Source organism: Lutimonas saemankumensis (genome assembly GCF_020171465.1).
Classification (GTDB): Bacteria; Bacteroidota; Bacteroidia; order Flavobacteriales; family Flavobacteriaceae; genus Lutimonas; species Lutimonas saemankumensis.
Window position 1 is genome coordinate 588024 of the sequence record NZ_JAIUZR010000003.1, and the last position, 26346, is coordinate 614369.

A 26346-nucleotide genomic window follows, 5' to 3' on the forward strand; every position below is an offset into this window, starting at 1 on the left:
AGGCGGTTTAAATAAAACTTTGTGCTATAGATTAAGGCAAGCTTATTACCATGGCGCTTGCACCACCGCCTCCGTTGCAAATCCCCGCAGCTCCCGTCTTACCATTATTTTGTTTTAAGACGTTTATCAGCGTCACGATGATCCTTGCCCCGGAACATCCCAGTGGATGGCCCAGTGAAACCGCTCCTCCATGAACATTTACCTTTGATGGATCCAGATTCAGTAATTTGATATTAGCGAGCCCCACAACCGAGAAGGCTTCATTCAACTCGTAAAAATCAACCTGATCCTCACTTATACCTGCTTTACTCAAGGCTTTGGGCAGGGCCTTGGCCGGGGCCGTTGTAAACCATTCAGGTTCCTGAGAAGCATCCGCATATCCGTTAATGACCGCCATGGGTTCCAATCCGAGCTCAACTGCTTTTTCCCTGCTCATGATAACCAAGGCTGCTGCTCCGTCATTCAGGGTAGAAGCGTTGGCCGCCGTAACGGTTCCTTCTTTACCAAACGCCGGCCTCAAATTGGGAACTTTATCTATTTTAATATTCTTGTATTCTTCATCTTCCGAGAGTACAACGGGCTCTCCTCTTCGTTGTGGTATTTCAACCGGGATTACTTCTTCCTTGAATTTACCTGAAGCCCAGGCATCGGCCGATCTTTTATAGGATTCTATGGCGAAGGCATCCTGATCTTCACGGCTGAATTCGTATTTTTCGGCACAGGCATCCCCGCAGGTTCCCATATGTTTGCCGTCATACACATTGACAAGTCCATCCTTTAAAAGTCCGTCTTCTATATGAATATTTCCAAATTTCTGACCTTTTCTGCCATTCATATAATGCGGAATACTACTCATATTTTCCATTCCGCCTGCCACTACAATTTCCGAATCGCCGCATTTTACAGCCTGAGCCGCAAAGGCAATTGATTTCATTCCGGAGGCACAGACCTTGTTAACCGTGGTACAAGGAACCGTGTCAGGAATCCCGGCATAGAGAGCTGCCTGTTTTGCAGGTGCCTGTCCTAATCCGGCCTGAACCACATTGCCCATAAACACTTCATCCACCAAATTTGGATCCAGATCGATCTTTTTTAAGGCCCCTTTTATGGCGGCGGCTCCCAGTTTTGTAGCAGAAACTTCGGAAAGACTTCCTAAAAAACTTCCAATTGGAGTGCGTACAGCTGATACAATGACAACTTCTTTCATTTTATATAAACTTTTTTACGTGCTTTAAAGTGAATTACCCTGGGGTATCGTGTATATGCGAAAGTAATTAATTTTAATGAGATTATCAGATATTACCTAAAATATAAGACCTTGGAAAAATGAGGTTTTTCATGAAAAGAAATTTTGTCCGCCAGGTGTTTCAACGGGATCCGGAAGAAAATTATTAATAGGTTTATAAGTTGTTGAAATAATGCAGTTTTGAAGTATTATTTTTTACATTTGGGTACGAAATCGATTTGTATGAAGGATGTTTTAAATAAATATTACCAGAATCACTCGTTGGTATATAAAATTATGCTGTTTATCGTAATGACCGTTACGGTGGTTTACCTTTTTCCTAAAGGGGGACAGTTTAAATACGATATACAAAAGGGAAAACCCTGGCAATATGAGAATTTATATGCTCCGTTTGACTTTGCCATTCTTAAAACTGATGAAGATGTTCAGAAGGAGATTGAAGAAATTGAGGGAAATAAAAAACTGTTTTTTACCATACGTGAAGGAATCTACGAAAAAGTAGAAGAGAAATACTTGTCCAAAATCCTTTTGATTCAGGAAGACTCTGCAGCGGCCGGATTAGGCAAAAACAGAATCAAAAATTTTGGGCTTGGATTCTTAAAGAAAGTTTACAAGACCGGATTCCTTAATAAATCGGACAATGAAAAAGTAATTAAAAACACGATCATAACGCTGAGAAAAGGTAATGAGGCAGAGGATATTCTATCTGACAAATTGTTCACTACCGAAATGCTCGTCCCTGAGCTTCAGAAGTATTTTGACAAAACACGTTATCAGAGGCTGGAACAAAACTTCACGACCTTATTTTTTGAAATCCTGGAGCCCAATATCTTTTACGATGAAGAGTTTACACAAAAAGTGATAGACGAAGAGGTAAGGGGAATAACCATAAATAAAGGACTTGTTACCGATGGAGAAAGAATTATTGCAAAAGGAGATGTGGTTGAAGGGGAAAAATACGAAATACTGATCTCTTTGAAGAGTGAGTATGATTCACAACTCTGGAGCAAGTCAAATTACAACTGGATCGTATTTGGTTATACCGTGCTCGTTGCATTGGTTCTCTTGATGCTCATGCTGTTTCTGCAGCGCTACCGGAAACATATATGGGAAAACAACACCAAGCTGACCTTTATCTTTTTTAATGTAATCCTTATCGTTTTCCTGGTAACAATTGTCCAGAAATACTGGGTGGATTATATTTATGTTGTGCCTGTTATTATACTCCCTATTATATTTAAGGCGTTTTTTGATGCGAGACTAGGTCTGTTTGCTCATGTTATTACAGTTTTAATACTCGGGTTTATCGTTCCCAACAGTTTTGAGTTTATTTTTCTTCAGATCATTGCCGGAATTGTAACTATATTAACCGTTTCTGAACTACACAGGAGAGCGAATCTGTTTTTTTCAATTATTAAGATTACCGGCGTTTATATTTTGGCCTACCTGGCCTTTTCGATCATTCAGGAGGGAAATGCAGAGCAGTTGAAACTTTCTTATTTTGTGATGTTTGCGCTGAACGGGGTACTTTCTTTTCTTTCCCTGTTTCTTATTTTGATCTATGAAAGGACCTTTAACCTGGTCTCTGATGTCTCCTTGCTGGAGTTGTCCAATACCAATTCAAAGCTACTAAGAGAGCTTAATGAAAAAGCACCCGGAACCTTTCAGCATTCCATGCAGGTGGCTAACCTGGCGGAGGCATCAGCCAATGAGATTGGAGCAAATGCCATGCTGGTCCGGACAGGGGCCCTGTATCATGATATTGGAAAAATGGTTAACCCAATGTACTTTATCGAAAATCAAAGTACCAATGTCAATCCACATAATGAACTGCCTCCCCGTGATTCAGCGGATATTATTATCGGACATGTCTTAAAGGGAATTGAAATCGCAAAAAAGAACAGGCTGCCTGATCGTATCATTGATTTTATTCGAACGCATCACGGGACGACTATTGTTTACTATTTTTATCGGAAACAAAATGATATAACTCCGGATCAGGTTGATGAAAAAGATTTTACCTATCCTGGGCCCATACCATTCTCAAAAGAAACGGCTATCCTTATGATGTGCGATGCCTGCGAGGCGGCTTCGAAGAGTATAAAGGAACCAACCGCCATGTTGATCGACGAACTGGTTGAGAAGGTAATCAATGGTCAGATGAACCAGGGACAGTATATGAATTCAAATATTACTTTTAAGGAGATTCAGACCATAAAAAAGGTAATCAAAAAGAAACTTCATAATATCTATCACTTAAGGATAGAGTACCCTGAATAGTCACTAAAATAAATTTTTTATGAAATTGAAAGGATCGATACTAATATTCCTAATAGGAACTATTACGATGTGGAGCCAGGAACTCATGATCCCGGTTGACACCCTGGATTAAGACCACACATAGCTCAACCATCAGGGGGCAAAAAATAAATTATACCGCACAAACAGGAACACAGCCCGTTTGGGACGAGGAAGGAAAGGTTATAGCAACCTTGCATTATACCTATTACAAAAGAAATATTCAGGGGTCCATGGCTGGTAGGCCTCTGGTTATTTCTTTTAACGGAGGGCCGGGATCGGCCTCACTGTGGATGCATATGGCCTATACGGGCCCTAAACTATTGCGACTGGATGATGAAGGATATCCTGTTCAACCCTATGGAATTGAGGATAATGAGTACTCAATATTAGATGTTGCCGATATCGTGTATGTCAATCCGGTAAATACAGGATATTCAAGAACAGTTCCGTTAAAAGGTGAGGAAGTTAAGCGGGAGAAGTTTTTTGGGATCAATGCTGATATAAAATATCTTGCAGGTTGGCTAACAACTTTTGTCAACAGAAATAATCGATGGCTGTCCCCTAAATTTTTGATTGGGGAAAGTTATGGTGGAACGCGTGTTTCAGGGCTGGCACATGAACTTCAGCAGAGTCAGTGGATGTATCTCAATGGAGTTATTCTGGTGTCTCCCGCTGATTATAAATTCTTCAATTCGGATCCTGCCATCTCTTCCGCCTTGAATTTACCCTATTTTACGGCGGCTTCATGGTATCATAAAATTTTGCCGCCTTCTTTACAAGAAAAAGATCTTTTAGAGATTTTGCCTGACTCAGAACGCTTTGCACTGGATCATTTGATGCCGGCCCTGGCAAAAGGGGGTAGCCTCTCAACTGAGGACAAAACCGAAATCGCAAAGGAAATTTCAAAGTATTCCGGATTGGAAGTAAAGACCATCCTTGATCATAATTTACACGTCCCAAAAGACTTTTACTGGAAGGAATTATTGAGAGAAAGAGAGGGGCATACCATTGGAAGACTGGATTCGAGATATAAGGGAATCGATAAAATGCTTGCCGGAACCAAACCAGACTATAACGCCGCTATTGTTGCCTGGAATCACGCTTTTACTCCAGCGATCAATCACTATATGCGGAATTTTTTAAAGTTTGAAACGGATTTAAAATACAATGTATTTGGGCCTGTCCATCCCTGGGATCGACGAGACAATAATACCCGGGAAAATTTGCGTAAAGCCATGGCGAACAATCCCTATTTGAACCTTCTTTTTCAATCCGGATATTATGACGGGGCAACAACATATTTCAGCGCCAAATACACCATGTGGCAGTTAGACCGTGCCGGTAAATTACAGGACCGCATGGATTTCAAAGGGTACAGGAGCGGCCATATGATGTATTTACGAAGTGAAGATCTCGAAACAGCCAACAAGGACCTGAGAACCTTTATAAAAAAATCCACGGCAAAGAATAAACCTGCCAAATACGATTAGAGACAAAAATCCGGATCAGAATGAAACCGAATCGTTTAAAAGGGGACCAAGTTATGGTCTCTTTTTTTTATATTTAGGCTTCAAAAATAACATTCATGTCTCAAAAAGTACTGATTTTGTTGATTTTCACGGTCCTGATGGTTGGCTGTAAGAAGGAATCGAATCAAAACCAAATAAAGAATCCCGGACTTGTCAAGGCGGAACTTAAAGTTTTGTTGGAGGATTATTTTTCAGAAAGCATGAAGTTGGATCCTTTGGCGGCAACCAGTAACGGAATTCATACCTATAATGACCAGTTTCCGGATTACTTATCCAAAAGCTATAAGGATAGTGTGATTTCCTTTAACAAAAGATATCTGAAACGAGCTGAATTAATTGAAAGCAGATACCTGTCTCAAACCGATTCTGTTAGTAAAGCGGTACTGATCTGGAAGTTGAAAATGGAGCTGAAGCGATTAGAGTTTAGAACAGAGCTGTTTCCTCTGGATCAACTCTCGGGCAAGAACCTTCTTATGGGGAAATTCGCAAGTGGCACAAGCGCCCAGCCTTTTAAAACGGTTGAGGATTATGAGAATTGGCTGAAGCGTCTGGATGGGTTTGTTCTTTGGCTTAGTGCAGCAGAGCAAAGAATGAAAGAGGGGGCAAGTATAAGATATATTCTACCGAGTTCTTTGATCATTAAAGTTGTTCCTCAATTACAGGCCATGACCGAAGAGAATGTTGAGGATCATCTCTTTTATGCGCCGGTAAAGAATTTTCCTTCATCTTTTTCAAAGGAGGATAAAGAGCATTTAAAGGAGTCCTATACTACCATGCTTAAGGATAAATTGATCCCGGCTTTCAAGACATTACACGATTATGTGAGTAAAGTATACCTCGAGGCTGGAAGAAATTCAAGTGGAATTGACGCCATTCCAAATGGTAAGGAATTTTATGATTTTGCGATCCTGAATTATACCACGACGGACCTGTCAGCAGAAGAAATTCATCAAATGGGACTTGATGAAGTAGCCAGGATACTTGCCGAAATGGAAAAGGTAAAAGATGAAGTTGGATTTGAAGGGAGTATGACCGCGTTCTTTGATCATATCAGAACAAATGAGAAGTTAATGCCTTTTACATCAGCAGATCAGGTGATTCAAAATTTTGGCCGGATTCATGAAAATATGAAACCGAATTTGAAGAAATTGTTTTATGAGGCCCCAAAAACCAGGTTTGAAGTAAGAAGAACGGAAGCCTTCAGGGAGGCCTCAGCAAGCGCTCAATACAACCAGGGATCTTTAGAAGAAGACAGACCGGGTATATTTTATGTACCTATTCCGGATGCGTCAAAATACAATACGTTTTATGATGAATCTCTTTTTCTTCACGAGGCAATTCCCGGCCATCACTACCAGATTGCTTTGACCCAGGAAAATGATTCTCTTCCGGATTTTAGAAAAAACCTTTGGTTCAGTGCTTATGGTGAAGGTTGGGCCCTGTATGCCGAATCATTAGGCAAAGAACTGGGTTTGTACAAAGATCCTTACCAGTATTTTGGCATGCTCAACGCAGAGATGCACAGGGCCATCAGGCTTGTTGTGGATACCGGATTGCATTCAAAAGGCTGGACAAGAGAACAGGCCATTCAGTATTCCATGGATCACGAAGCGCTGACCGAACCCAGAATAACGAGTGAAGTGGAGCGATATATGGCACGACCGGGCCAGGCCCTTTCCTATAAAATCGGCCAGCTCAAGATCATCGAATTGAGGAAAAGGGCAGAGGAGGAATTAGAAGATCAATTTGATTTGCGGTCCTTTCATCATGAGATATTGAAAACCGGATGTATTACCCTTTCAATTCTGGAGGAACAGATCGAATTCTGGATTAAATCGCAGCAACTTATTCTCGAAAATAATAAAATGCTAAAACAGGCTAACTAGCTCAGATTTAAGACAATAAATTCTCATAAATTCATTAATAGTCCAATAATTTTCAATTTTTGGCGTTAAGTTATTGACGTCAGACACAAGAAACCACTGATGTTTTGATAATTAATGGTTTTTTTATAATTTTCGGCGTCTTTAAAACAATAACAAAATTTTTATGAAAAGGAGTGTTAATATTAAGTATTTCCTGCTTATTATTTTCTTTGTGTTTAACAGTTTTAGTGTTTCCACGTCCATACGTGATTTAAATCACGGAGATATTGACACGGAAGAAAGGCTGAATAAAGACGTGCCTCTGGTATTTTATCCGGAAGCTGCTACGCTTCGGGTAAACGAAAAACTGGATTCGCTTTTTGCACGATACAATAAAAGATATGATTTTCACGGTTCGGTTATTGTTGCTAAAAAAGGCAAAGTAATCTTTAAAGATCATTATGGATACGCTGATTTTAAAAAGAGATCCAAGATAGATGACACTTCAATTTTCCAACTGGCTTCGGTTAGCAAGCAGTTTACCGCTGCGGCAGTTTTGATTCTTTATGAGGATGGTAAAATTGAACTTGACGATAAAGTAACCCGGTTTTTCCCTGAGTTTCCTTATCAGGAAGTTACCATTAGACAGCTTTTGAACCACACTTCGGGTTTGCCAAAGTATTTCTGGCTTGCTGAACACAAATGGGATAAAGAACACGTTCCTTCCAACGGAGAAATGATGAAAATGATGAGCGAACATGATGTCCAGCGTTTTTTTAGCCCGGGAGCTAATTTTGATTATTCAAATACAGGGTATTTTGTACTGGCTTCAGTAGTGGAAAAGGTTACGGGTAAGGCATTTGGAGATTTTGTAAAAGATAAAATTTTTGATCCGCTATACATGAAGGATACCTTTGTATATCGTTTTGAGAAGGATGAAATAAAAGATGGCCAGCTCAGTGGCTACAGGGTGTATCGAAGAAGGTGGCATGCGAGAATAGGAGGTACGGTGAATGATGGAATTGTTGGAGATAAAAATGTTTATTCTACCACTGAAGATATGATGAAATGGATCAATGGCCTAAATTCAGGCGAGATCATCTCCAGGAAAACCTTAGATGAAATGTACACAAGGGGCGAAACCAAATATAAAAGAAAAGTTCCTTACGGATTTGGATTTAGGATCAAAGAAGACGACAATGGTAAAGTGGTCTATCACAATGGAAAATGGAATGGTTTTAGTACTTCACTGATGCAATATACTGATGAGGACCTTGTTGTCATCACCCTGGAACATTCCAACTATAATTCCATGAAGACACTAAATCAGAAGATCAAGAGTATCGTTGATCAGAATTTTGACTTACCTGTCGAATAAATTGCTGTTTTTACTTATTTAGAGCGAAAGGGTAACGTCTACCTGCTTGTTCAGAATATCCTCAATGGTCTCACGTTCTCTGATGAGATAGTCTTTTCCCTTATAAACCATTACTTCGGCCGGCCTGTATCTCGAGTTGTAATTTGAGGCCATGGAATAGCAATAGGCACCCGCATTTTTAAAACTCAGAATATCACCCTCCTTGATCTCACTTATCTGTCGGTTGGTCCCAAAAGTATCAGTCTCACAAATATATCCTACCACGGTATAAAACCTTTTTTTTCCTTTGGAATTTGAAAGATTTTCTATGTGATGATAAGAGTCATAGAACATGGGCCTGATCAAATGATTTAATCCCGAATCAATTCCTGCAAAAACGGTAGAGGTTGTTTGTTTAACTACGTTCACATTGACAAGAAACTGCCCGGCCTCACTTACCAGAAATTTTCCAGGTTCGAACATCAAGGTTAAATCCTTACCTGTTTCCTTACAAAAATCATTGAACCTTTTCGATAATTTGTCTCCAAGTTCTTCAATATCCGTTTGAATATCACCTTCTTTATAAGGCACTTTAAAACCAGAACCAAAATCAATATATTCAAGGTCCTTGAAAGACGAAGCTACGTTAAACAATATTTCTGTAGCCCTTAAAAACGCATCAATATCATAAATATCTGATCCTGTGTGCATGTGGACCCCGTTGATCAGCATTCCTGTGTTTTCAACCACCCTGTGTATATGTGGCAGTTGATGGATAGAAATACCGAACTTCGAATCAATATGACCCACTGAAATCTTTTTATTCCCGCCTGCCATTACATGAGGATTCATTCTTATACAGACTGGTACTTCAGGATGTTTTTGACCAAATTGTTCTAAAATAGAAATATTATCAATATTGATCTGCACCCCGAGTTCCATAGCCTGTTCAATCTCATCTAAGGAAACTCCGTTAGGTGTAAAAATTATATTTTGAGGATCAAACCCGGCTTTCAATCCCAACTGAACTTCCTGTACAGAAACGGTATCGAGTCCTGAGTTCAAGGACCGGAACAATTTTAAAATGCTGATATTCGAAAGGGCTTTTGCGGCATAATTAATTTTTAAATTCTTAACCGTGGAAAATGCTTTGGAAAGCCTGTTGTACTGTGATATTATTTTTTCAGCATCATATACATACAAAGGGCTTTCGTATTTTTTTGTTAAAGAGATCAAAAATTTATTGGTCATGACTTAAGTTTTATCAGGGCAAAAGTAGCATACTGATACTATTTTCAAAATTTTTAAAAAATAATAACAGAAAGAACTAATTCGTGAAATTTTAATCGATCAGTACTTTTTGGCCGTAAGTTCAGCAATTTTCACAATGACCTTTGTTGCTTTGATCATCGATTCTACGGGAACATATTCATATCGTCCATGAAAATTATGTCCGCCTGCAAAAATATTTGGACAGGGTAGACCCATATAGGAAAGCTGGGACCCATCAGTTCCTCCACGAATTGCTTTGATCAAGGGATCAATATCAAGGGCCTTCATCGCTTCTTCAGCAATATCAACGATGTGCATGACCGGTTCCACTTTTTCACGCATATTAAAATACTGATCTTTGATCTCGATTTCTATCGCCTGGGATCCATGTTTTTGGTTAATTTCTTTGGCTGTCTCCAGCATTACGATTTTTCGCTTTTCGAATAAGGTTTTATCATGGTCCCGGATGATATATTCCAGCGTTGTTTTCTCAACTTCGCCCTGCATGTCTGCCAGGTGGAAAAATCCCTCATATCCCTCTGTCTCCTGTGGAATCTCATTTTTCGGCAGTGCATTTATAAAGTCAGAAGCGATTAACATTGAATTGATCATTTTACCTTTTGCATATCCGGGATGAACAATTTTTCCGTGAACAGTGACAACTGCTCCGGCAGCATTGAAATTTTCATATTCCAGTTCTCCTACCTGGCTGCCATCCATGGTATAGGCCCATTCCGCACCAAATTTTTTAACGTCAAATTTATGAGCCCCTTTACCGATTTCTTCATCAGGTGTAAAACCAATTCGAATGGGGCCATGCTTAATTTCGGGATGAGCCATCAAATATTCCATCGCTGATACGATCTCAGTTATTCCAGCCTTGTCATCGGCACCTAAAAGCGTAGTACCATCCGTAGTGATGAGCGTCTGACCTTTATACAATAGCAAATCCTCAAAATAGGAAGGAGACAGAACGATATCGTGTTCTTTGTTCAAAACGATATCCTCACCCTGATAATTTTTGTGGATCTGTGGTTTAACGTTGGTAGCAGTATAATCGGGGCTGGTATCAAAATGCGCAATAAAGCCTATGGTTGGAACTTTATGATCCACATTCGAAGGAAGTGTGGCCATGATATAGGCATTCTCATCGATACTTACATCTTTAAGCCCCAAATCTTTCAATTCACCTACAAGATAATTGGCAAGTTCCCACTGTTTTTCCGTACTGGGCGTTGTATTGCTTTTTGGATCTGACTGGGTGTCATAACTGACATATTTTAAAAATCGCTCTGTGATATTCTCCATGGTTAAATGTTTCATCAAATGTAATTAATCTTAACAAGAACCATAAAAAAAAGATTGCCCTCAGGGCAATCTTTTTTTGCGTCATATGATTCTATTACCTTAGGGCAATGATGCCTCAGGACATACTTTAACATGTGCAATGAAATAGGATTCTGGATCCCATTCGATCCAGGTTGCAGAAAAACTTTTCTCGTTCAAGCCTGTCAAATTGATATCAAATGCATCTGAAGATATAGTAGGCTGCCCTCTTTCGTCCAGCGGATATTTGCTACTTCCAAAATATAGGTTGACATCGGTGATTGAAAGGTCTTGATTATTCAAAACGATATCGACTTTTGCATAGAGTTTGCCGTCTCCACCCTGAACATTGAGCCTCATTTCTCCAATTAGTATGCTATTGGAAGTGTCGCATTGATAGGCACTTGCATATAGGGGATAGCTGTAGTTCACTCCTCCAGGGACATAATGTTGTGAATTTTCATTGACCAGATTCGTCCAGCCCCATTGCCCGAATTCGTCTAAAAGACAGGTTGATTGTATGTCATTTGAATAAGCATATGCATCCATGCAACCGTTATCAGAACTCGAGTCAGAACCCGTGTTTCCGTCTGTCCCACCAATTCCTCCAATGGTTGTGTCACCATCGGTTCCATTGCTGGTTCCATCATCGGACCCGTTGTCGGTGCCATCGTCATTACCGTCATCATCATTGCTCCCATCATCGCCGGTACCATCGTTATTACCGTCATCATCACATTCAACGGGTTGATAGTTTATGATCCAACCCCATCGATTCCCATCAAATTCAGTTTGTCCTTTTCCAAAAGCTGTTTCATTAGAAGTTGCTGTGTCTCCGTCCCTTTGAACGACTACCCCATGAGCAATGATCGATATTTCTTCATAATTGCCATCAATGGGATGTGTGTAAATAAATTCATGGACAAATTCATGGTCGGACTGATAGGTAAACCTTCCTATCTGAGGATTGCCGCTGTTGGTGAATGGGGCACTACCTATATCTCCAATAAATAAATGGGTTTCTGTTAGCCACCACTCACTCTCAGTGATCTCATACCTTACGTATACATTATTTTCGTCGTTGGAAACTTGAATAACACCAACCTCAATATGCTGCCCGGCCATCAGTGGAAAATTAATGGGGTCATCACAGCTTTCGGCCTCTATGTCTTCTTTGGTAATTAATGATGTTTGTGATTCTTGGTTAACACTCTTGCCCAGAGATGATGAACCGTTGATTGAGTTTAAGGAATCAATTTGATCTTCCGAATCGCAGGAGAGAAATGAAACGAACAAAAGAGCCAAACCAATTACAATACTTTTTTTCTTTTTCATAGCGTTGTATTATAATAATTAGTCGAGCAGAACAGGGGAAGATTCTTATCAACTTAGATAACGCTATTTTGGGGAGAATATTTTATTCGAGAAAGGAAATCTCATTAAAAGTACTAAAGGAGGCACAGATTCTTTCTGAAACAAATTCATCCCCATAAATTTTTGAGGTAAAAGTATAATATTCGTCGACCTTATGCTGCACATAAATTTCAAGATAATGCCAGCTTAAATCTTCACTTTTTCCCGTTGAAATATGATAATATGCGGGTTGTCCCAGATATTCCCCAAATCCGGATTTTACAGGAATCAATTTGAGATTCTGAGTTGCATTTTTTGCCACTCTTACTTCGAATTCCTTATTCATAACGAGTTCACCTTGATGCCAGGCAACATCGAGAATGAAAGTTTCTCTCAGTTGTTTGGTCGTATCAGCAGTATAAAGTGCTGATTGATATTCATCGTAGTAAAGTTCAGTTTTCCAGCTACTTGGAATGTCTATTTCAAAATGGTTCAATACATCTTTATACGTCTTGGTTTGTGTATAACTTCTTGGCGTATCGCATTCAAATTCTCTTTCAAATTTGCTTTGACCGCAGGATGCGGTGATAAGAATCAAGGTGAAGCAAATGATATTAAAAAAATATTTCATGTATTACTGTAATTTAATCTTGACAATTTCTTCATGTCCGGAGAGCCAGATTTCATCCGGCCCTGCAAAACGAAGACTGTAATATCCGGTATCGTGAATTTTCTTCCAATTTTTACCTTTATTTTCACTGAAATAGAGTCCTTCGGTAGAAACTGCAACAAGTTTTCTTCCTTTACTTCCCGGAACATACTGAACACAACTGATATAACCGGGAATATCAGAATCAATTGAGGTCCAGTTTTTACCTCCGTCCGAAGTAAGGGCCTTTGAATGTAAACCATTCTTTTTTTCCTCCCAGTTGCCCCCCATTATGATGCCGTTATTCTCATCATAAAAATCCGTTGTGAATATGCCGGTCATTTTCCCTCCCTGCATTACAGGTGTATCCCGGACACTCCAGGATTCCCCTTTATTATCCGAAATAAAAACCCGTGCCTTAGTCCCTCCGGTCACGATCCAGACCTTGTCGTTGACTGCGGCAAGGTTCGTGTTACTTGCAGCAAAGGCAGCTTCTCCTTCAGAAACCGTCGGCAGATCTGCGCATTCTGTTTTTTGCCAGGTATTTCCCCCATCGGAAGTCCTTATCACCGAAAGACAGTTTTCTACCGGATCTCCCATGGCAATCCCGAAATTTTCGTCTATAAACAGCATGGAATCATAAAATACTTTTTCGTGAATTTCCTTGTAGACCAGTTCGCGATGCCCCAAAGGTTTATTCGGATCGATTCTGTATAATAAGGCTGGGTTCTCTATACTCAGTATAAAAATATGTTTACCGTTATAAGCAATGGAGCGAAATTGGGGAAATCTTCCCTCAAAACTAATAGAATCCATTTCAATTTTATCATGGCTTATTTTGCCGTATTTTCCGCCAGATCCGGCAAACCAGATCGTATTTTCACCGGTCACTTCTATTGCTCTTATGCTTGTCCCGGGCAGTTTAAAACTGTTGATAAGTGATACCTGCAGGGATCCTTGGGCATTTAAATAAGATATAGAGAAAAGAAACGAAATAACCAATACCTTTATCGTACGCATCATTTGGGGATTAGATTTTCCCAAAAGTAATTTTTTTATATTTATCTGACTAAATTAAATCGAATAAATGAGGGCATTGGTAATTTCTGGAGGAGGGAGCAAAGGCGCTTTCGCAGGAGGTGTGGCTCAGTATTTGATCGATGAAAGGAAAAAGGAGTACGATTTGTTTCTGGGAACATCAACAGGAAGTTTGATGCTTACACATCTCGCTCTTGGAAAGACCCTGGAACTTCAGCATATTTATTCTAATGTTGATCAGGATTCCATCTTCAGCATTTGTCCTTTCAACATTAAGAAGTACAAGGGGCATACCCTGGTCGGAATAAATCATTTCAATACGATCAGGAGCTTTATTAAAGGGAGTAAGACCTTTGGTGAAAGCAAGCACCTTAAAAACCTGATTGATAAGCATATTAAAGATGAATATTTGAGCGCTGTGAAGGAATCCGGAAAAAAGCTTTTGATCACGGTGTCTAACCTAACCTTGAATCAAGTGGAATTTAAAGATCTGGCAAATCATACTTTCGATGATTTCCGGGATTTTATGTGGGCCTCAAGCAATTTTGTTCCCTTCATGAGCCTGCTGGTCAAAGATAATTACGAATATGCTGACGGGGGTTTTGCAAATATGGTTCCCATTAGAGAAGCCATAAGGCAGGGGGCAACCGAGATTGATGCCATTATATTGGAAACTGAAGTAACCCAGCTCAACCGAATGCCTTCAAAAAACCCGTTTTCTTTGATCAACAACCTGTTTAATTACATGCAGATCCATATTGAAAAACACAATATTTCTATCGGTAAATTGGCTGCTGAGAACAGGAATGTTCAATTGAATCTTTATTACACGCCCATAGTCCTGACAACGAACAGCCTGGTTTTTCAGAAGGAGAACATGAGAAAGTGGTGGAAATCAGGTTTTGATTATGCGCATAACAGGCTGAAATAAATTATTTTAATCTTAGTCATGGAATTTTTAAAATATATGTTTACATTTGTGGCATATTTTAAAAAAATGAAAAGAATAGCTTTACATCACCATCATATTCATACTTGCACTCAGGCGAGATGATAATGTTGTGATATAAAGTCAAAATATTAGAACCCGTTTGAGCATTCAGGCGGGTTTTTTTATGACCTCAAGTGATGCTTGAACATAAATTTTAAACATGGAAAGATTAAAAATAGCAATACAGAAATCGGGAAGGCTCAATGAAGATTCCCTTAAAATTTTAAAAGAGAGCGGGATCTCTGTCAGTAACGGACTGGACCAGTTACGGGCTACTGTTTCAAATTTTCCGATGGAAATTCTGTATTTGAGAAACAGTGACATTCCACAGTATTTGATTGACGGGGTAGTCGATATTGCCATCATTGGAGAAAATTTGCTGGTAGAAAAGGATCAGGGGTCGATTAAAGTTCTGGAGAAACTTTCATTTTCTAAATGCAGGGTTTCACTGGCGGTTCCTAAGACCTTTGAGTACAGCAGTATTAAGGATCTTGACGGTAAAAAAATAGCTACTTCTTATCCAAATACCCTTAATAAATTTTTAGATTCTAAAGGAATTAATGCGGAACTGCACCAGATTTCCGGTTCGGTTGAAATAGCCCCCAATATTGGCCTTGCAGATGCTATTTGCGATATTGTCAGTAGTGGAAGCACCTTGTTTAAGAACAATTTAAAAGAGGTTGAGGTAATTGGAAGGTCTGAAGCCGTCTTGGCGGTATCTCCTGAAATATCGGATGAGAAAAAAGAAATTCTTGGTAAACTGAGATTTAGGTTACAGTCGGTTTTGAAAGCAAGAAACTTCAGATATATTTTAATGAACGTGCCTGATCAACAGATTGAAAAAGTAATTTCAATTTTACCTGGTATGAGGAGTCCGACGGTGCTGCCTTTGGCGGAAAAAGGCTGGAGTTCAATTCATACGGTTATTGAGAAGAATAAATTCTGGGAAGTTATTGATGAACTTCAGGACCTTGGAGCAGAAGGGATCCTGGTGGCACCAATAGAAAAAATGGTAATCTAAAATATTGATGATGAAGATATTGGAAAACCCAAAAAGGAAAGACTGGGAACAGATTTTAAAGAGGCCGACTCAGACCTATTCTGACTTAGAACCCCTGGTGAATGAGATTTTTGACGAGGTTAGGGCTGACGGAGACGAAGCTGTCAAGAAATATACTGAAAAATTTGACCAGGCTCGCCTTGAACAGCTCCAGGTAAGCTCCGCTGAAATAGAGGAAGCAAAAAGTTCGCTTGATGCGTCCCTCAAAGATGCCATCAAACTGGCCAAAAAAAATATTGTGGCATTCCACGCCTCGCAGCAGTCCTCGGTTAAAAAAATTGAATCTACCCCTGGGGTTATTTGCTGGCAGGAAAAAAGGGCCATTGAAAAAGTAGGTTTGTATATTCCTGGTGGTACAGCGCCATTATTTTCAACGATCCTGATGCTGGCCGTTCCAGCCGCAATTGCAGGCTGCGAAGAAGTTGTTATGTGCACTCCCTGCAACGAAGAAGGCAGGGTTCATCCTGCTGTTTTATATACGGCTGATCTTTGCGGAGTCAGGAAAATTTTTAAGGTTGGAGGAATCCAGGCAATTGCCGGAATGACCATGGGAACCGAAAGTATTCCAAAAGTGTATAAAATATTTGGCCCAGGCAATCAGTTTGTGACTGTTGCCAAGCAAATGGCCATGAAATACGGTGTTGGCATAGATCTGCCAGCGGGCCCCAGTGAATTACTTGTGTATGCTGATAAAACGGCAACATCAAGTTTTATGGCTGCTGATTTGCTTTCTCAGGCTGAACATGGAGTCGATAGCCAGGTAATTCTGGTTAGCAATTCTCTTGAAAAACTGACAGAAATTAAAAAGGAAATTTATGAACAACTGGAGAAGCTTCCCAGAAAGGATATAGCTGCAAAAGCTATTGAAAATTCGAAAATGATCTGCTGCTATGATGATAAAACAGCGCTAGACCTGATCAACTTTTATGCTCCGGAACATTTGATCTTGAGCCTTGAGGATACTTCCGGGATATTGCCATTAATAAAAAACGCGGGATCGGTTTTTGTTGGGGATTACAGTCCGGAGAGTGCGGGAGATTATGCGTCTGGTACAAATCATACCCTTCCTACCAATGGTTTTGCAAAGAACTATAGCGGGGTTAATCTGGATGCGTTTCAGAAAGCCGTCAGTTTTCAGCAAATTACCAAAGAAGGAATTAAAAATATCGGTTCGGCAATTGAGAAAATGGCTGAGGCCGAAGGCTTATTCGCACATCAGAATGCAGTTACCTTAAGACTGGATGCTTTAAAATAAAAGAATTGATTTGGATAATGAAAAGAAATGAAATCGATATAATGAATCTGGCTCGTCCATCCGTAAAGGGGCTTAAACCTTATGCTTCAGCCAAGGATGAGTTTCAGGATTTTGATCAGGAACTCATCTATCTGGACGCTAATGAAAATCCTTATGAGAATGGATTGAATCGCTACCCTGATCCTCATCAGATGATTTTAAAAAAGCGTATTTCAACATTAAAGGGAGTTCCTGCAGATCGAATATTGCTCGGAAATGGAAGCGATGAAATTCTGGATATGATCTTCAGGGTGTTCTTTGAGCCCGGAGAGGATAATATCATTATCAATACGCCAACATTTGGGATGTTCAAAGTGCTTTGTGGGGTGAACAACGTGGAGTATAAGGAGGTCTCCCTGACGAAGGATTTTCAATTGGACCCGGATAAGATTTCAGAGGCCATAGATGCGAACACCAAGGCAATTTTTATATGTTCTCCAAATAATCCAACAGGAAATTTAATGAAAAAGGAGGCGATAAAGGAGCTTCTTTCCAAGGATTTACTTGTAATAATTGACGAGGCGTATATTGATTTTTCGGGAAAATCCAGCTGGAACCAGGAATTGGAAAATTATAAAAACCTGATTGTTACCCAGACTTTTTCAAAAGCCTATGGACTGGCAGGAATCAGGCTGGGGGTTTGTTACGCCGACCCGGAGGTGATTACCTTACTGAAAAAGGTAAAAATGCCCTACAATATTAATATTTTGACTCAAAAAACAGCATTGAAACAACTGGAAGATGAGGCTATAACCAAAAAGGAGGTTGCGGAAATTGTTGAAAACAGAAAGAAACTGGCAATTGAGTTGTCCAAAATAAACCTGGTAAAAAAGATATATCCTTCGGACAGTAATTTTCTTTTGGTAAAAGTGGATGATGCGGACCGAAGATACAAGGAACTGATCGGGAAAGATCTCGTGATTCGAAACAGAAGCAAAGAACCTTTATGCGAAAATTGTTTGAGAATAACGGTTGGGACTCCTGAGGAAAATAAGTCATTGATTAAAAGTTTAATTTATTTAGATACGAAATAACAGAGAACTCATGAAGAGAGTATTATTTATAGACAGAGACGGAACGATGATCCGGGAACCTGAGGACGAGCAAATCGATAGTTTTGAGAAACTGGTTTTCTACCCTAAGGCCTTGTATTATCTGTCGAGAATCGCTGAAGAGCTGGACTTTGAATTGGTGATGGTAACCAATCAGGATGGTCTCGGAACGGAAGTATATCCTGAAAATTCCTTTTATCCGGTTCATGATTTCATTATGAAGACCTTTGCCAATGAAGGTGTGGTTTTTTCCGAGGTATTTATAGATCGAAGTTTTCCGAAAGATAATTCCCCAAACAGAAAGCCAAAGACTGGATTGTTGGGCAAATATCTCACCGGGAACTATGATCTAAAAAATTCCTTTGTTATTGGTGACCGGATGACCGATATGGAACTGGCAAAAAATTTAAATGCTAAAGGGATCTTTATCAATAACCAAAGAAATTTGGGAGCTGATGAAACGGATGCTTCAAATACCGAGATACAGGAATGCATAGGACTGGAAACTGAAAACTGGAAAGATATCTATGAGTTTTTAAAACTAAAAAACCGAAGTGCGGAGATTGAAAGAAAGACCAAAGAAACCGATATTTATGTAAAACTAAATCTCGACGGTAACGGAAAAAGCAGGATCAATACCGGAATTGGATTTTTTGATCATATGCTGGATCAGATAGCCAGACACGGGAACATGGACCTTGAAATTGAGGTAAAAGGTGACCTTGAAGTTGATGAACATCACACCATGGAGGATACAGCTATCGTTTTGGGTGAAGCATTTGCACAGGCTTTGAGTGACAAACGAGGTATGGAACGATATGGCTTTACCTTACCCATGGATGACTGCCTTGCCCAGGTAGCCATTGATTTTGGTGGAAGGAACTGGCTGGTTTGGGAAGCTGAATTTAACAGGGAGATGATCGGGGATATGCCTACAGAAATGTTTTATCACTTTTTTAAATCCTTTACGGACGGGGCCAAAGCCAATTTGAACATAAAAGCAGAAGGAAAAAACGAGCATCATAAGATAGAGGCTATTTTCAAGGCCTTTGCCAAGGCTATTAAAGTTGCCGTTAAAAGAGATGCTGATAAAATGATTTTACCAAGTACTAAAGGACTTTTATAAGATGAATATAGTTATCATTGATTATGGAGCAGGAAATGTAAAGTCCGTTCAGTTTGCCCTCGAAAGACTGGGCTATGAGGCTGAATGTACCAATGAAGCGAGTAAAATTATTAGTGCTGACAAAGTTATTTTTCCTGGGGTTGGAGAGGCTAAAAGTGCCATGCAGGAGTTGAATAGATTTGGACTGGACAAGATCATACCGGAGCTTAAACAACCTGTTCTCGGAATTTGTCTGGGGATGCAACTCATGTGTGAACACTCCGAAGAGAATGATACGGATTGTTTGGGGATATTTCCTGTTGACGTAAAAAAATTCGACGAAAAACTCAAGGTTCCGCATATTGGATGGAACCAGATACAGAACTTGAAAGGACATCTGTTTGAAGAGGTGGACGAGGGGGAATACGTCTATTACGTACACAGTTTTTATATTCCGGAAAATCCATTCTCAATTGCCGATACTGAATATGGTATCAATTATTCAGGTGCCATTCGAAAGGATAATTTTTATGCCTGTCAGTTTCATCCGGAGAAAAGTGGTGATACAGGAGAACAAATTTTAAAGAACTTTATAAAAGCGGTATGACAATGAGAATTATTCCTGCCATAGATATTATCGAAGGAAAATGCGTAAGGCTTTCCAAAGGAGATTACAGCACGAAGAAGATTTACAATGAAGACCCCTTAGAGGTGGCCAAGACCTTTCAGGACGTGGGGATAAAACATCTTCACCTTGTGGATCTTGATGGAGCCAAAAGTAAGCATATTGTGAACTATAAAATCCTTGAATCCATTGCTTCAAAAACAGATTTAAAAATTGATTTTGGAGGAGGGTTAAAATCGGATGATGATCTTCGCATTGCTTTTGAATGTGGTGCCTCGCAAATTACAGGAGGAAGTATTGCGGTCAGATCACCTGAAATTTTCGAATCATGGATCAAACGTTATGGCAATGAAAGAATCATTCTCGGGGCTGATGCACAGGATGAAAAAGTAGCTATTTCGGGATGGATGGAAGCTTCAAAAGAAGAATTAATTCCATTTATTACATCCTATTACAATAAAGGAATTTCCTATGTGATCTGCACAGATATCTCCAAAGATGGAATGCTGGAAGGCCCGTCATTTGAATTGTATCAAAGAATTCTTCAAGAGGTTCCTGGTATCAAATTGATCGCTTCCGGAGGGATATCGCAATTCGACGAACTGGCACGGTTAGCCGAGGCTGGATGTGAGGGAACCATTATTGGGAAAGCCATTTACGAAAAGAGGATCAGTCTTAAGCAACTGGAAGGGTTTATACTTAATCAATCATCAAATTAATGTTCGAATATGGTAAGTAAAAGAATTATACCTTGTCTGGATATTAAGGACGGGAGAACGGTAAAGGGTGTAAATTTTGTTGGCCTGCAGGATGCCGGTGATCCGGTGGAGTTAGCCGATCGTTATTCAAGGGAAGGGGCTGATGAGCTGGTATTTCTGGATATTACGGCCACCAAGGAAAAAAGAAAAACCCTGTTGGAACTTGTTGAAAAGGTAGCGAAAAAAGTGAATATTCCGTTTACCGTTGGAGGTGGTATCTCAAGTGTTGAAGATGTAAACCTCCTGCTAAGAGCCGGTGCGGATAAGATTTCAATCAATTCGTCAGCTGTAAAAAACCCTGAATTGATCAAACAACTGGCTGATAAGTTTGGTAGTCAGTGTATTGTCCTGGCCGTAGATGCCAAATTCATCAAAGGGAAGTGGAAGGTCTTTTTGGTAGGCGGACGGGTTGAGACAGAAATAGATCTGTTTGACTGGGTTAGGCAAGGTGTTGAACTGGGGGCAGGTGAAATTTTATTTACATCAATGGATCATGACGGGACAAAGAATGGATTTGCCAATGACACCTTAAAAAAACTGTCTGAAATTGTCAATGTTCCTATTATTGCCAGTGGCGGGGCAGGAAATGTTCAGCATTTTTGTGATACCTTTAAGGAAGGAAAGGCGGATGCCGCTCTGGCAGCCAGTGTATTTCATTACAAAGAAATTGAAATTAAAGAATTAAAATCAACTCTTGATAAGCAAGGCATTAACGTGAGGTTATGAAAATAAATTTTGATAAGGATACAAAGTTGGTACCGGCAATTATACAGGATGCAAAAACAAAGAATGTGTTGATGCTGGGTTATATGAATCAGGAAGCTTTTGACAGAACGATGGCCACAAAGAAAGTTACCTTTTTTAGCAGAAGTAAGCAGCGACTTTGGACCAAAGGTGAGGAAAGCGGAAATTTTTTGCATTTGGAAGGAATCAAGAATGACTGTGACGGAGATAGTCTGCTTGTGAGTGTAAATCCCCAGGGGCCGACCTGTCACAAGGGTACGGACACATGCTGGGCCGAAACCAATAGCTCACAATTTGGATTTCTTAGTTCCCTGGAGGATGTTATTAAAAGCAGAAGAGAAAACCCTTCTGAAAAATCCTATGTAGCATCACTTTTCAAAAAAGGAATTAACAAGATTGCCCAGAAGGTGGGAGAGGAGGCTGTGGAAGTAGTCATTGAATCAAAGGATAATGATGAGAAATTATTTCTGGACGAAGCAGCAGATTTACTTTTTCATTATTTGATCCTGTTGCAGGCCAAAGGCTATACATTAAAGGATATTGAAGAGGTACTTATTCAAAGACATAAATAAAATTTTGCTTATGATTCCAGAAGATTCAATTTCTTATTCCTATATCCAAAAAGTAGATGAATCTCATTTGGATAATCTGATGCATGTAAATAATGTGGTCTATTTGCAATGGGTCAATGATATTTCTGAAAAGCACTGGAATATACTTGCCGGGGAGGAGTTGAAAACCAGGTATTTTTGGGTAGTTTTGAGGCATGAACTGGATTATTTTAAGGAAGCAAAATTAGACGACGAACTGACCATTTCTACATGGGTGGGTCAATCAAAAGGTGTAAAATCGGTAAGGCATGTGGAAATACACAAAAAAGATACACTTTTGTTAAAAGCGGCTTCGACCTGGTGCCTTATTGATTCAACGACCCAAAGGCCAACTAGGATTAAAAATGATATTTTAAGAATATTGGAGCCCAGAAAATAGGAAAATTTATATACTACTTCTTTCTTTGGCTTGAATCAATTCTTTAAGTATCAATTCCACCCCGGAATCATTGTTGCTTTTGGTGCTGAAATTTGCCGCTTTCTTCACATTGTCGTGAGCGTTTTCCATGGCATAACTGAAAAAGGCCTGGTCGATCATTTCAAGGTCATTGTTGAAATCTCCGAAAACCATGGTTTCTTCTTTGGTAATTCCTAAGGTTTCCTGAAGTAATTTTACGGCCCTTCCTTTATTGGCTCCCGGATCCGAGATGTCTACCCAGTTACTGCCTGAAATTTTGATCTGATAGGAATCCTCCAGGTGTTTTACCACAGGATAGATATATCTTTCCGAACTCTCAAAATGGTAAACTGCAACCTTAAAAACCTGATCATCAGGAAGATTCATAAGATCTTCCAGAATCGTATATCGGGTATAGTACTCTTTTAAGATACTTGTAAAACGAACTTCGTTTTGATCTATATAAGCAGAATTTTTCCCGCATACTACATAATATAAGTCATCTGTGGCTTTCAATACGGGTAACAATTCTTTGACTCGATCAGCCGAAAGGTGAATGGATCCAAGTTCTTTATCGCCCTGTCTTATGTATCCTCCATTCTCGGCAACTATGGTGATCTGCTCTGAAATCAGCTTCAATTTTTCATGAATGCTTGTGTATTGTCGTCCGCTCGCAGCAACAAAATGTACCTTGTGGGACTGAAGCATATCAAAAAGCCGGAAAAACTCACTGCTTACCTCACTTTTTGAATTCAGTAAGGTGCCATCCATATCTGATACCACCAATTTTACCCGAGAAAGATCCATAGAGACAGATAATAAATTAAAAAGTGTAAAAATAATCTTATTGGTTGATTTACACTTTGCAATCCATGTTTTTTTTGGGTTAACTTTTCAAAATAAAAAGGTCTTAACTCAAATAAATTATTATTTAACCAAATACCCTGACAATCAAAATAAAGAATTACTTTTGCACTTTCTAAAAAATGTATATGCAATCAATCAGAAACATAGCAATTATTGCTCACGTTGACCATGGTAAAACAACTTTGGTAGATAAAATCATTGATCAGGCCAAGATCCTGGACCAGAGGAAGGAAAGAACGGATCTTCTTTTGGATAATAATGATCTGGAAAGAGAAAGAGGAATTACCATTTTGTCGAAAAATGTTTCGGTCAATTATAAAGGGATAAAGATCAATGTGATCGATACTCCGGGACACGCAGACTTTGGTGGTGAAGTGGAGCGGGTATTAAAAATGGCAGACGGGGTATTGTTGCTGGTTGATGCTTTTGAAGGGCCCATGCCACAAACAAGATTTGTATTGAGCAAGGCGCTTGAAATTGGTTTGATGCCAATTGTTGTAGTCAACAAGGTTGATAAAGATAACTGTACTCCTGAACTGGTCCACGAGAAAGTATTTGACCTGATGTTTGCTTTGGATGCAACAGAGGAGCAGTTAGAGTTTAATACGATTTACGGTTCTGCTAAAAACGGCTGGATGAATACCGACTGGAAGGAAGAAACAGACAATATCATTCCTTTGCTTGATGCCATAATCGAGAATATTCCCGAGGCTCCTTACAGGGAGGGTTCACCCCAAATGCAGATCACTTCACTTGATTATTCATCATTCACCGGTAGAATAGCTATTGGAAGAGTTTTTAGAGGTGATTTGGAAGAAGGTAAAGATTATTCTTTGTGTAAGGCTGACGGGTCCGTAAAAAAAGTCAGAATTAAAGAACTTCATACTTTTGAAGGTTTGGGCAAAGCCAAAACGGCCAAAGTGAGAAGTGGGGATATTTGTGCCATTACCGGTATTGAAGGATTTGAGATCGGAGACACAATAGCTGATCTTGAGTCTCCTGAGGCGTTGCCCAGAATTGAGGTGGACAAACCTACCATGAGCATGTTATTTACCATTAATAACTCTCCCTTTTTCGGAAAGGAAGGGAAGTTTGTAACCTCTCGTCACTTGAGGGACAGGCTCTTTAAGGAAACTGAAAAGAATCTGGCATTACGTGTTGAGGAGACGGATACAGAAGATAAGTTTATCGTTTACGGAAGAGGGATCCTGCATTTATCGGTACTAATTGAAACCATGAGGAGAGAAGGTTACGAGTTGCAGGTGGGCCGGCCAAAAGTGATACTAAAAGATATTGATGGAGTTAAAAGTGAACCTTTTGAAACTCTGGTGATCGATGTTCCCGAGGAGCTGGCCAGTAAGGCCATAAACCTTGTTACCCTGAGAAAAGGGGACCTCCATGTAATGGAGCCAAAAGGTGATCTTCAGCATCTGGAATTTGATATCCCGTCCAGGGGTTTGATCGGATTGAGGAACAAGATTCTTACGGCAACTCAGGGGGAGTCTATCATCAATCACAGGTTGAGAGGTTATGATGCTTACAAGGGTGATTTTAGTGAAGTGTCAAATGGAGCTATCGTTTCTTCTGAAGCCGGGAAGGCAACGGCTTATGCTATCGACAGATTACAGGACCGCGGGAAGTTTTTTATTGATCCTAACGAAGAAATCTATAAAGGACAGGTAGTTGGAGAGAACAGCAGACAGGAGGATATGGGTGTAAATCTGATCAAAGGTAAAAAGCTTACCAATGTAAGGTCATCCGGAGCGGATGACGCAGCAAAGATCTTCCCGAAAATTGATTTTTCGCTGGAAGAATGCATGGAATATATACGTGACGATGAATACCTTGAAATTACTCCGCTCAGCTTAAGAATGAGAAAAATAGAATTCAGATAATTAAACTTTCTTATGATTTGGATGGCATGGGTTTTGCTAGACTAATATTTTGTTAAATATCACGACCCTGTTATTTGAAATTTTTTAAAATTGTAAATTGCGCGACAAAATGATGAAAATGAAATTGAACTATTTATTTGTGGTATTGCTTGGAATAGCAATTTATGCCTGTAGTGATGATGATGAACCAAAAATACCGGATCATGATCCAGTGGCTCAGGCCCTGATAGATGATGCAGTTTTGGTAGAGTTTCTTCAAACACATTATCTAACCGAGGATATGGAAATCGATACGATTACAAACGGGGAAACACCTCTTTATGAAATTGTTAGTGTTGATGAAATTGAGTACAATGATATTGATTACAAAATGTACTATTACGTAAACAGTGAAGGAACCGGAATACAGGCAAGCAGAAATGATTCTGTTCAGGTTTTGTACAGAGGTTTTATGCTGGATAGTACCAAGTTTGATGAAAATACAAATTACACAACAAATAAATCCTGGTTTCATCTACCACAGACCATTCCCGGTTTCAGATATGGGGTTAGTTATTATAAAGCTGGTGAAAAGGTAATTTATCCTGACGAATCCTTTGGTTATGAAAATACCGGTAACGGAGTGTTTTTTATGCCTTCCGGACTTGGATATGCCAATATCGGATCAATTTCAATTCCTCCAAACACACCAATCTATTATTTTATCGATCTGGGCAAAGTGATTTTTGCTGATGCAGATGGAGATTTTGTTATTAATAATGATGAAGATATAGATGGAGACGGGGATGTTGTTAACGATGATACTGACGGTGATGGTATCCCTGATTATCGCGATATTGACGATGACAACGATGGTACCCCTACATTTTTGGAGGATACGAATGAAGACGGAGATCCTAGAAACGATGATACTGACGGAGACGGAATCCCCAACTATCTCGATGCTGATAGTTGATCGATATAAAAAAAGGTTGTGAGATTCACAACCTTTTTTATTTTCCAATGATTTCT

23 protein-coding genes are annotated in these 26346 nt (G+C 39.6%); 16 read left to right on the forward strand and 7 right to left on the reverse strand.

What is annotated here, in order from left to right; genetic code table 11:
* Positions 1-31: 31 nt before the first annotated feature.
* The gene (locus tag LCM02_RS04105; RefSeq protein ID WP_224927056.1) at positions 32-1207 is read right to left on the reverse strand and encodes an acetyl-CoA C-acyltransferase; all 1176 of its coding nucleotides are present in this window, start codon (positions 1205-1207) and stop codon (positions 32-34) included.
* Between the two features lie 261 nt (positions 1208-1468).
* Here LCM02_RS04105 and LCM02_RS04110 point away from each other — a divergent pair, with 261 nt between their 5' ends.
* The 4 genes from LCM02_RS04110 (at position 1469) to LCM02_RS04125 (ending at position 8319) form a co-directional block, all read left to right on the forward strand.
* Positions 1469-3526 carry an HD family phosphohydrolase gene (locus tag LCM02_RS04110; protein WP_224927057.1) on the forward strand — a complete coding sequence of 686 codons (2058 nt, stop codon included), beginning with the start codon at positions 1469-1471 and terminating at the stop codon, positions 3524-3526.
* A 95-nt stretch (positions 3527-3621) separates the two neighbouring features.
* Positions 3622-5037 carry a S10 family peptidase gene (locus tag LCM02_RS04115; protein WP_317197447.1) on the forward strand — a complete coding sequence of 472 codons (1416 nt, stop codon included), beginning with the start codon at positions 3622-3624 and terminating at the stop codon, positions 5035-5037.
* A gap of 95 nt (positions 5038-5132) precedes the next feature.
* A complete protein-coding gene (locus tag LCM02_RS04120) occupies positions 5133-6962 on the forward strand; it encodes a DUF885 domain-containing protein (RefSeq protein WP_224927058.1) in 1830 nt (609 codons plus the stop codon).
* 163 nt (positions 6963-7125) lie between these two features.
* Positions 7126-8319 (forward strand): serine hydrolase domain-containing protein, encoded by a 1194-nt coding sequence (locus tag LCM02_RS04125; RefSeq protein WP_224927059.1) that lies wholly within the window; start codon positions 7126-7128, stop codon positions 8317-8319.
* Positions 8320-8337: 18 nt separating this feature from the next.
* Here the strand turns inward: LCM02_RS04125 and lysA are convergent, their stop codons facing one another.
* The 5 genes from lysA to LCM02_RS04150 all read right to left on the reverse strand — a co-directional run bounded on the left by lysA (position 8338) and on the right by LCM02_RS04150 (position 13921).
* Complete coding sequence (gene lysA / locus LCM02_RS04130) at positions 8338-9549, reverse strand: diaminopimelate decarboxylase (RefSeq protein ID WP_224927060.1); 1212 nt, start codon at positions 9547-9549, stop codon at positions 8338-8340.
* Between the two features lie 99 nt (positions 9550-9648).
* Positions 9649-10878: a peptidase T gene (pepT, locus tag LCM02_RS04135; protein ID WP_394369933.1), complete on the reverse strand. Its 1230-nt coding sequence runs from the start codon at positions 10876-10878 to the stop codon at positions 9649-9651.
* A gap of 99 nt (positions 10879-10977) precedes the next feature.
* Positions 10978-12231 carry a hypothetical protein gene (locus LCM02_RS04140; RefSeq protein ID WP_224927062.1) on the reverse strand — a complete coding sequence of 418 codons (1254 nt, stop codon included), beginning with the start codon at positions 12229-12231 and terminating at the stop codon, positions 10978-10980.
* A gap of 82 nt (positions 12232-12313) precedes the next feature.
* The gene (locus tag LCM02_RS04145; RefSeq protein ID WP_224927063.1) at positions 12314-12880 is read right to left on the reverse strand and encodes a hypothetical protein; all 567 of its coding nucleotides are present in this window, start codon (positions 12878-12880) and stop codon (positions 12314-12316) included.
* 3 nt (positions 12881-12883) lie between these two features.
* On the reverse strand, positions 12884-13921 hold the full coding sequence (locus LCM02_RS04150; protein ID WP_224927064.1) for a WD40/YVTN/BNR-like repeat-containing protein: 1038 nt from the start codon (positions 13919-13921) through the stop codon (positions 12884-12886).
* A gap of 64 nt (positions 13922-13985) precedes the next feature.
* On the opposite strand from LCM02_RS04150, the gene LCM02_RS04155 reads away from it, so the two are divergent.
* The 10 genes from LCM02_RS04155 to LCM02_RS04200 all read left to right on the forward strand — a co-directional run bounded on the left by LCM02_RS04155 (position 13986) and on the right by LCM02_RS04200 (position 22555).
* A complete protein-coding gene (locus LCM02_RS04155; RefSeq protein ID WP_224927065.1) occupies positions 13986-14867 on the forward strand; it encodes a patatin-like phospholipase family protein in 882 nt (293 codons plus the stop codon).
* 220 nt (positions 14868-15087) lie between these two features.
* Entirely contained in the window at positions 15088-15948 is an 861-nt protein-coding gene (gene hisG, locus LCM02_RS04160) for an ATP phosphoribosyltransferase (protein WP_224927066.1), read from the forward strand.
* 10 nt (positions 15949-15958) lie between these two features.
* Positions 15959-17242 (forward strand): histidinol dehydrogenase, encoded by a 1284-nt coding sequence (gene hisD, locus LCM02_RS04165; protein WP_224927067.1) that lies wholly within the window; start codon positions 15959-15961, stop codon positions 17240-17242.
* Between the two features lie 17 nt (positions 17243-17259).
* Complete coding sequence (hisC, locus tag LCM02_RS04170) at positions 17260-18315, forward strand: histidinol-phosphate transaminase (RefSeq protein WP_224927068.1); 1056 nt, start codon at positions 17260-17262, stop codon at positions 18313-18315.
* A 10-nt stretch (positions 18316-18325) separates the two neighbouring features.
* Positions 18326-19459: a bifunctional histidinol-phosphatase/imidazoleglycerol-phosphate dehydratase HisB gene (gene hisB, locus LCM02_RS04175; protein WP_224927069.1), complete on the forward strand. Its 1134-nt coding sequence runs from the start codon at positions 18326-18328 to the stop codon at positions 19457-19459.
* 1 nt (position 19460) lies between these two features.
* Positions 19461-20045, forward strand: coding sequence for an imidazole glycerol phosphate synthase subunit HisH (gene hisH, locus LCM02_RS04180; protein ID WP_224927070.1), 585 nt, complete (start codon positions 19461-19463; stop codon positions 20043-20045).
* Between the two features lie 2 nt (positions 20046-20047).
* Complete coding sequence (hisA, locus tag LCM02_RS04185; protein WP_224927071.1) at positions 20048-20782, forward strand: 1-(5-phosphoribosyl)-5-[(5-phosphoribosylamino)methylideneamino]imidazole-4-carboxamide isomerase; 735 nt, start codon at positions 20048-20050, stop codon at positions 20780-20782.
* Positions 20783-20791: 9 nt separating this feature from the next.
* Positions 20792-21547, forward strand: coding sequence for an imidazole glycerol phosphate synthase subunit HisF (gene hisF / locus LCM02_RS04190; RefSeq protein ID WP_224927072.1), 756 nt, complete (start codon positions 20792-20794; stop codon positions 21545-21547).
* Positions 21544-22137, forward strand: a complete 594-nt coding sequence (gene hisIE / locus LCM02_RS04195; RefSeq protein WP_224927073.1) for a bifunctional phosphoribosyl-AMP cyclohydrolase/phosphoribosyl-ATP diphosphatase HisIE — start codon at positions 21544-21546, stop codon at positions 22135-22137. The genes hisF and hisIE overlap by 4 nt, the downstream gene beginning before the upstream one ends.
* A 10-nt stretch (positions 22138-22147) precedes the next feature.
* Positions 22148-22555, forward strand: a complete 408-nt coding sequence (locus LCM02_RS04200; RefSeq protein WP_224927074.1) for an acyl-CoA thioesterase — start codon at positions 22148-22150, stop codon at positions 22553-22555.
* Positions 22556-22561: 6 nt separating this feature from the next.
* Here the strand turns inward: LCM02_RS04200 and LCM02_RS04205 are convergent, their stop codons facing one another.
* Positions 22562-23380 carry an HAD family hydrolase gene (locus LCM02_RS04205; RefSeq protein ID WP_224927075.1) on the reverse strand — a complete coding sequence of 273 codons (819 nt, stop codon included), beginning with the start codon at positions 23378-23380 and terminating at the stop codon, positions 22562-22564.
* Positions 23381-23565: 185 nt separating this feature from the next.
* On the opposite strand from LCM02_RS04205, the gene typA reads away from it, so the two are divergent.
* Entirely contained in the window at positions 23566-25335 is a 1770-nt protein-coding gene (gene typA / locus LCM02_RS04210; RefSeq protein WP_224927076.1) for a translational GTPase TypA, read from the forward strand.
* A 118-nt stretch (positions 25336-25453) separates the two neighbouring features.
* A complete protein-coding gene (locus LCM02_RS04215; protein ID WP_224927077.1) occupies positions 25454-26290 on the forward strand; it encodes an FKBP-type peptidyl-prolyl cis-trans isomerase in 837 nt (278 codons plus the stop codon).
* The last annotated feature ends 56 nt before the right edge of the window (positions 26291-26346 follow it).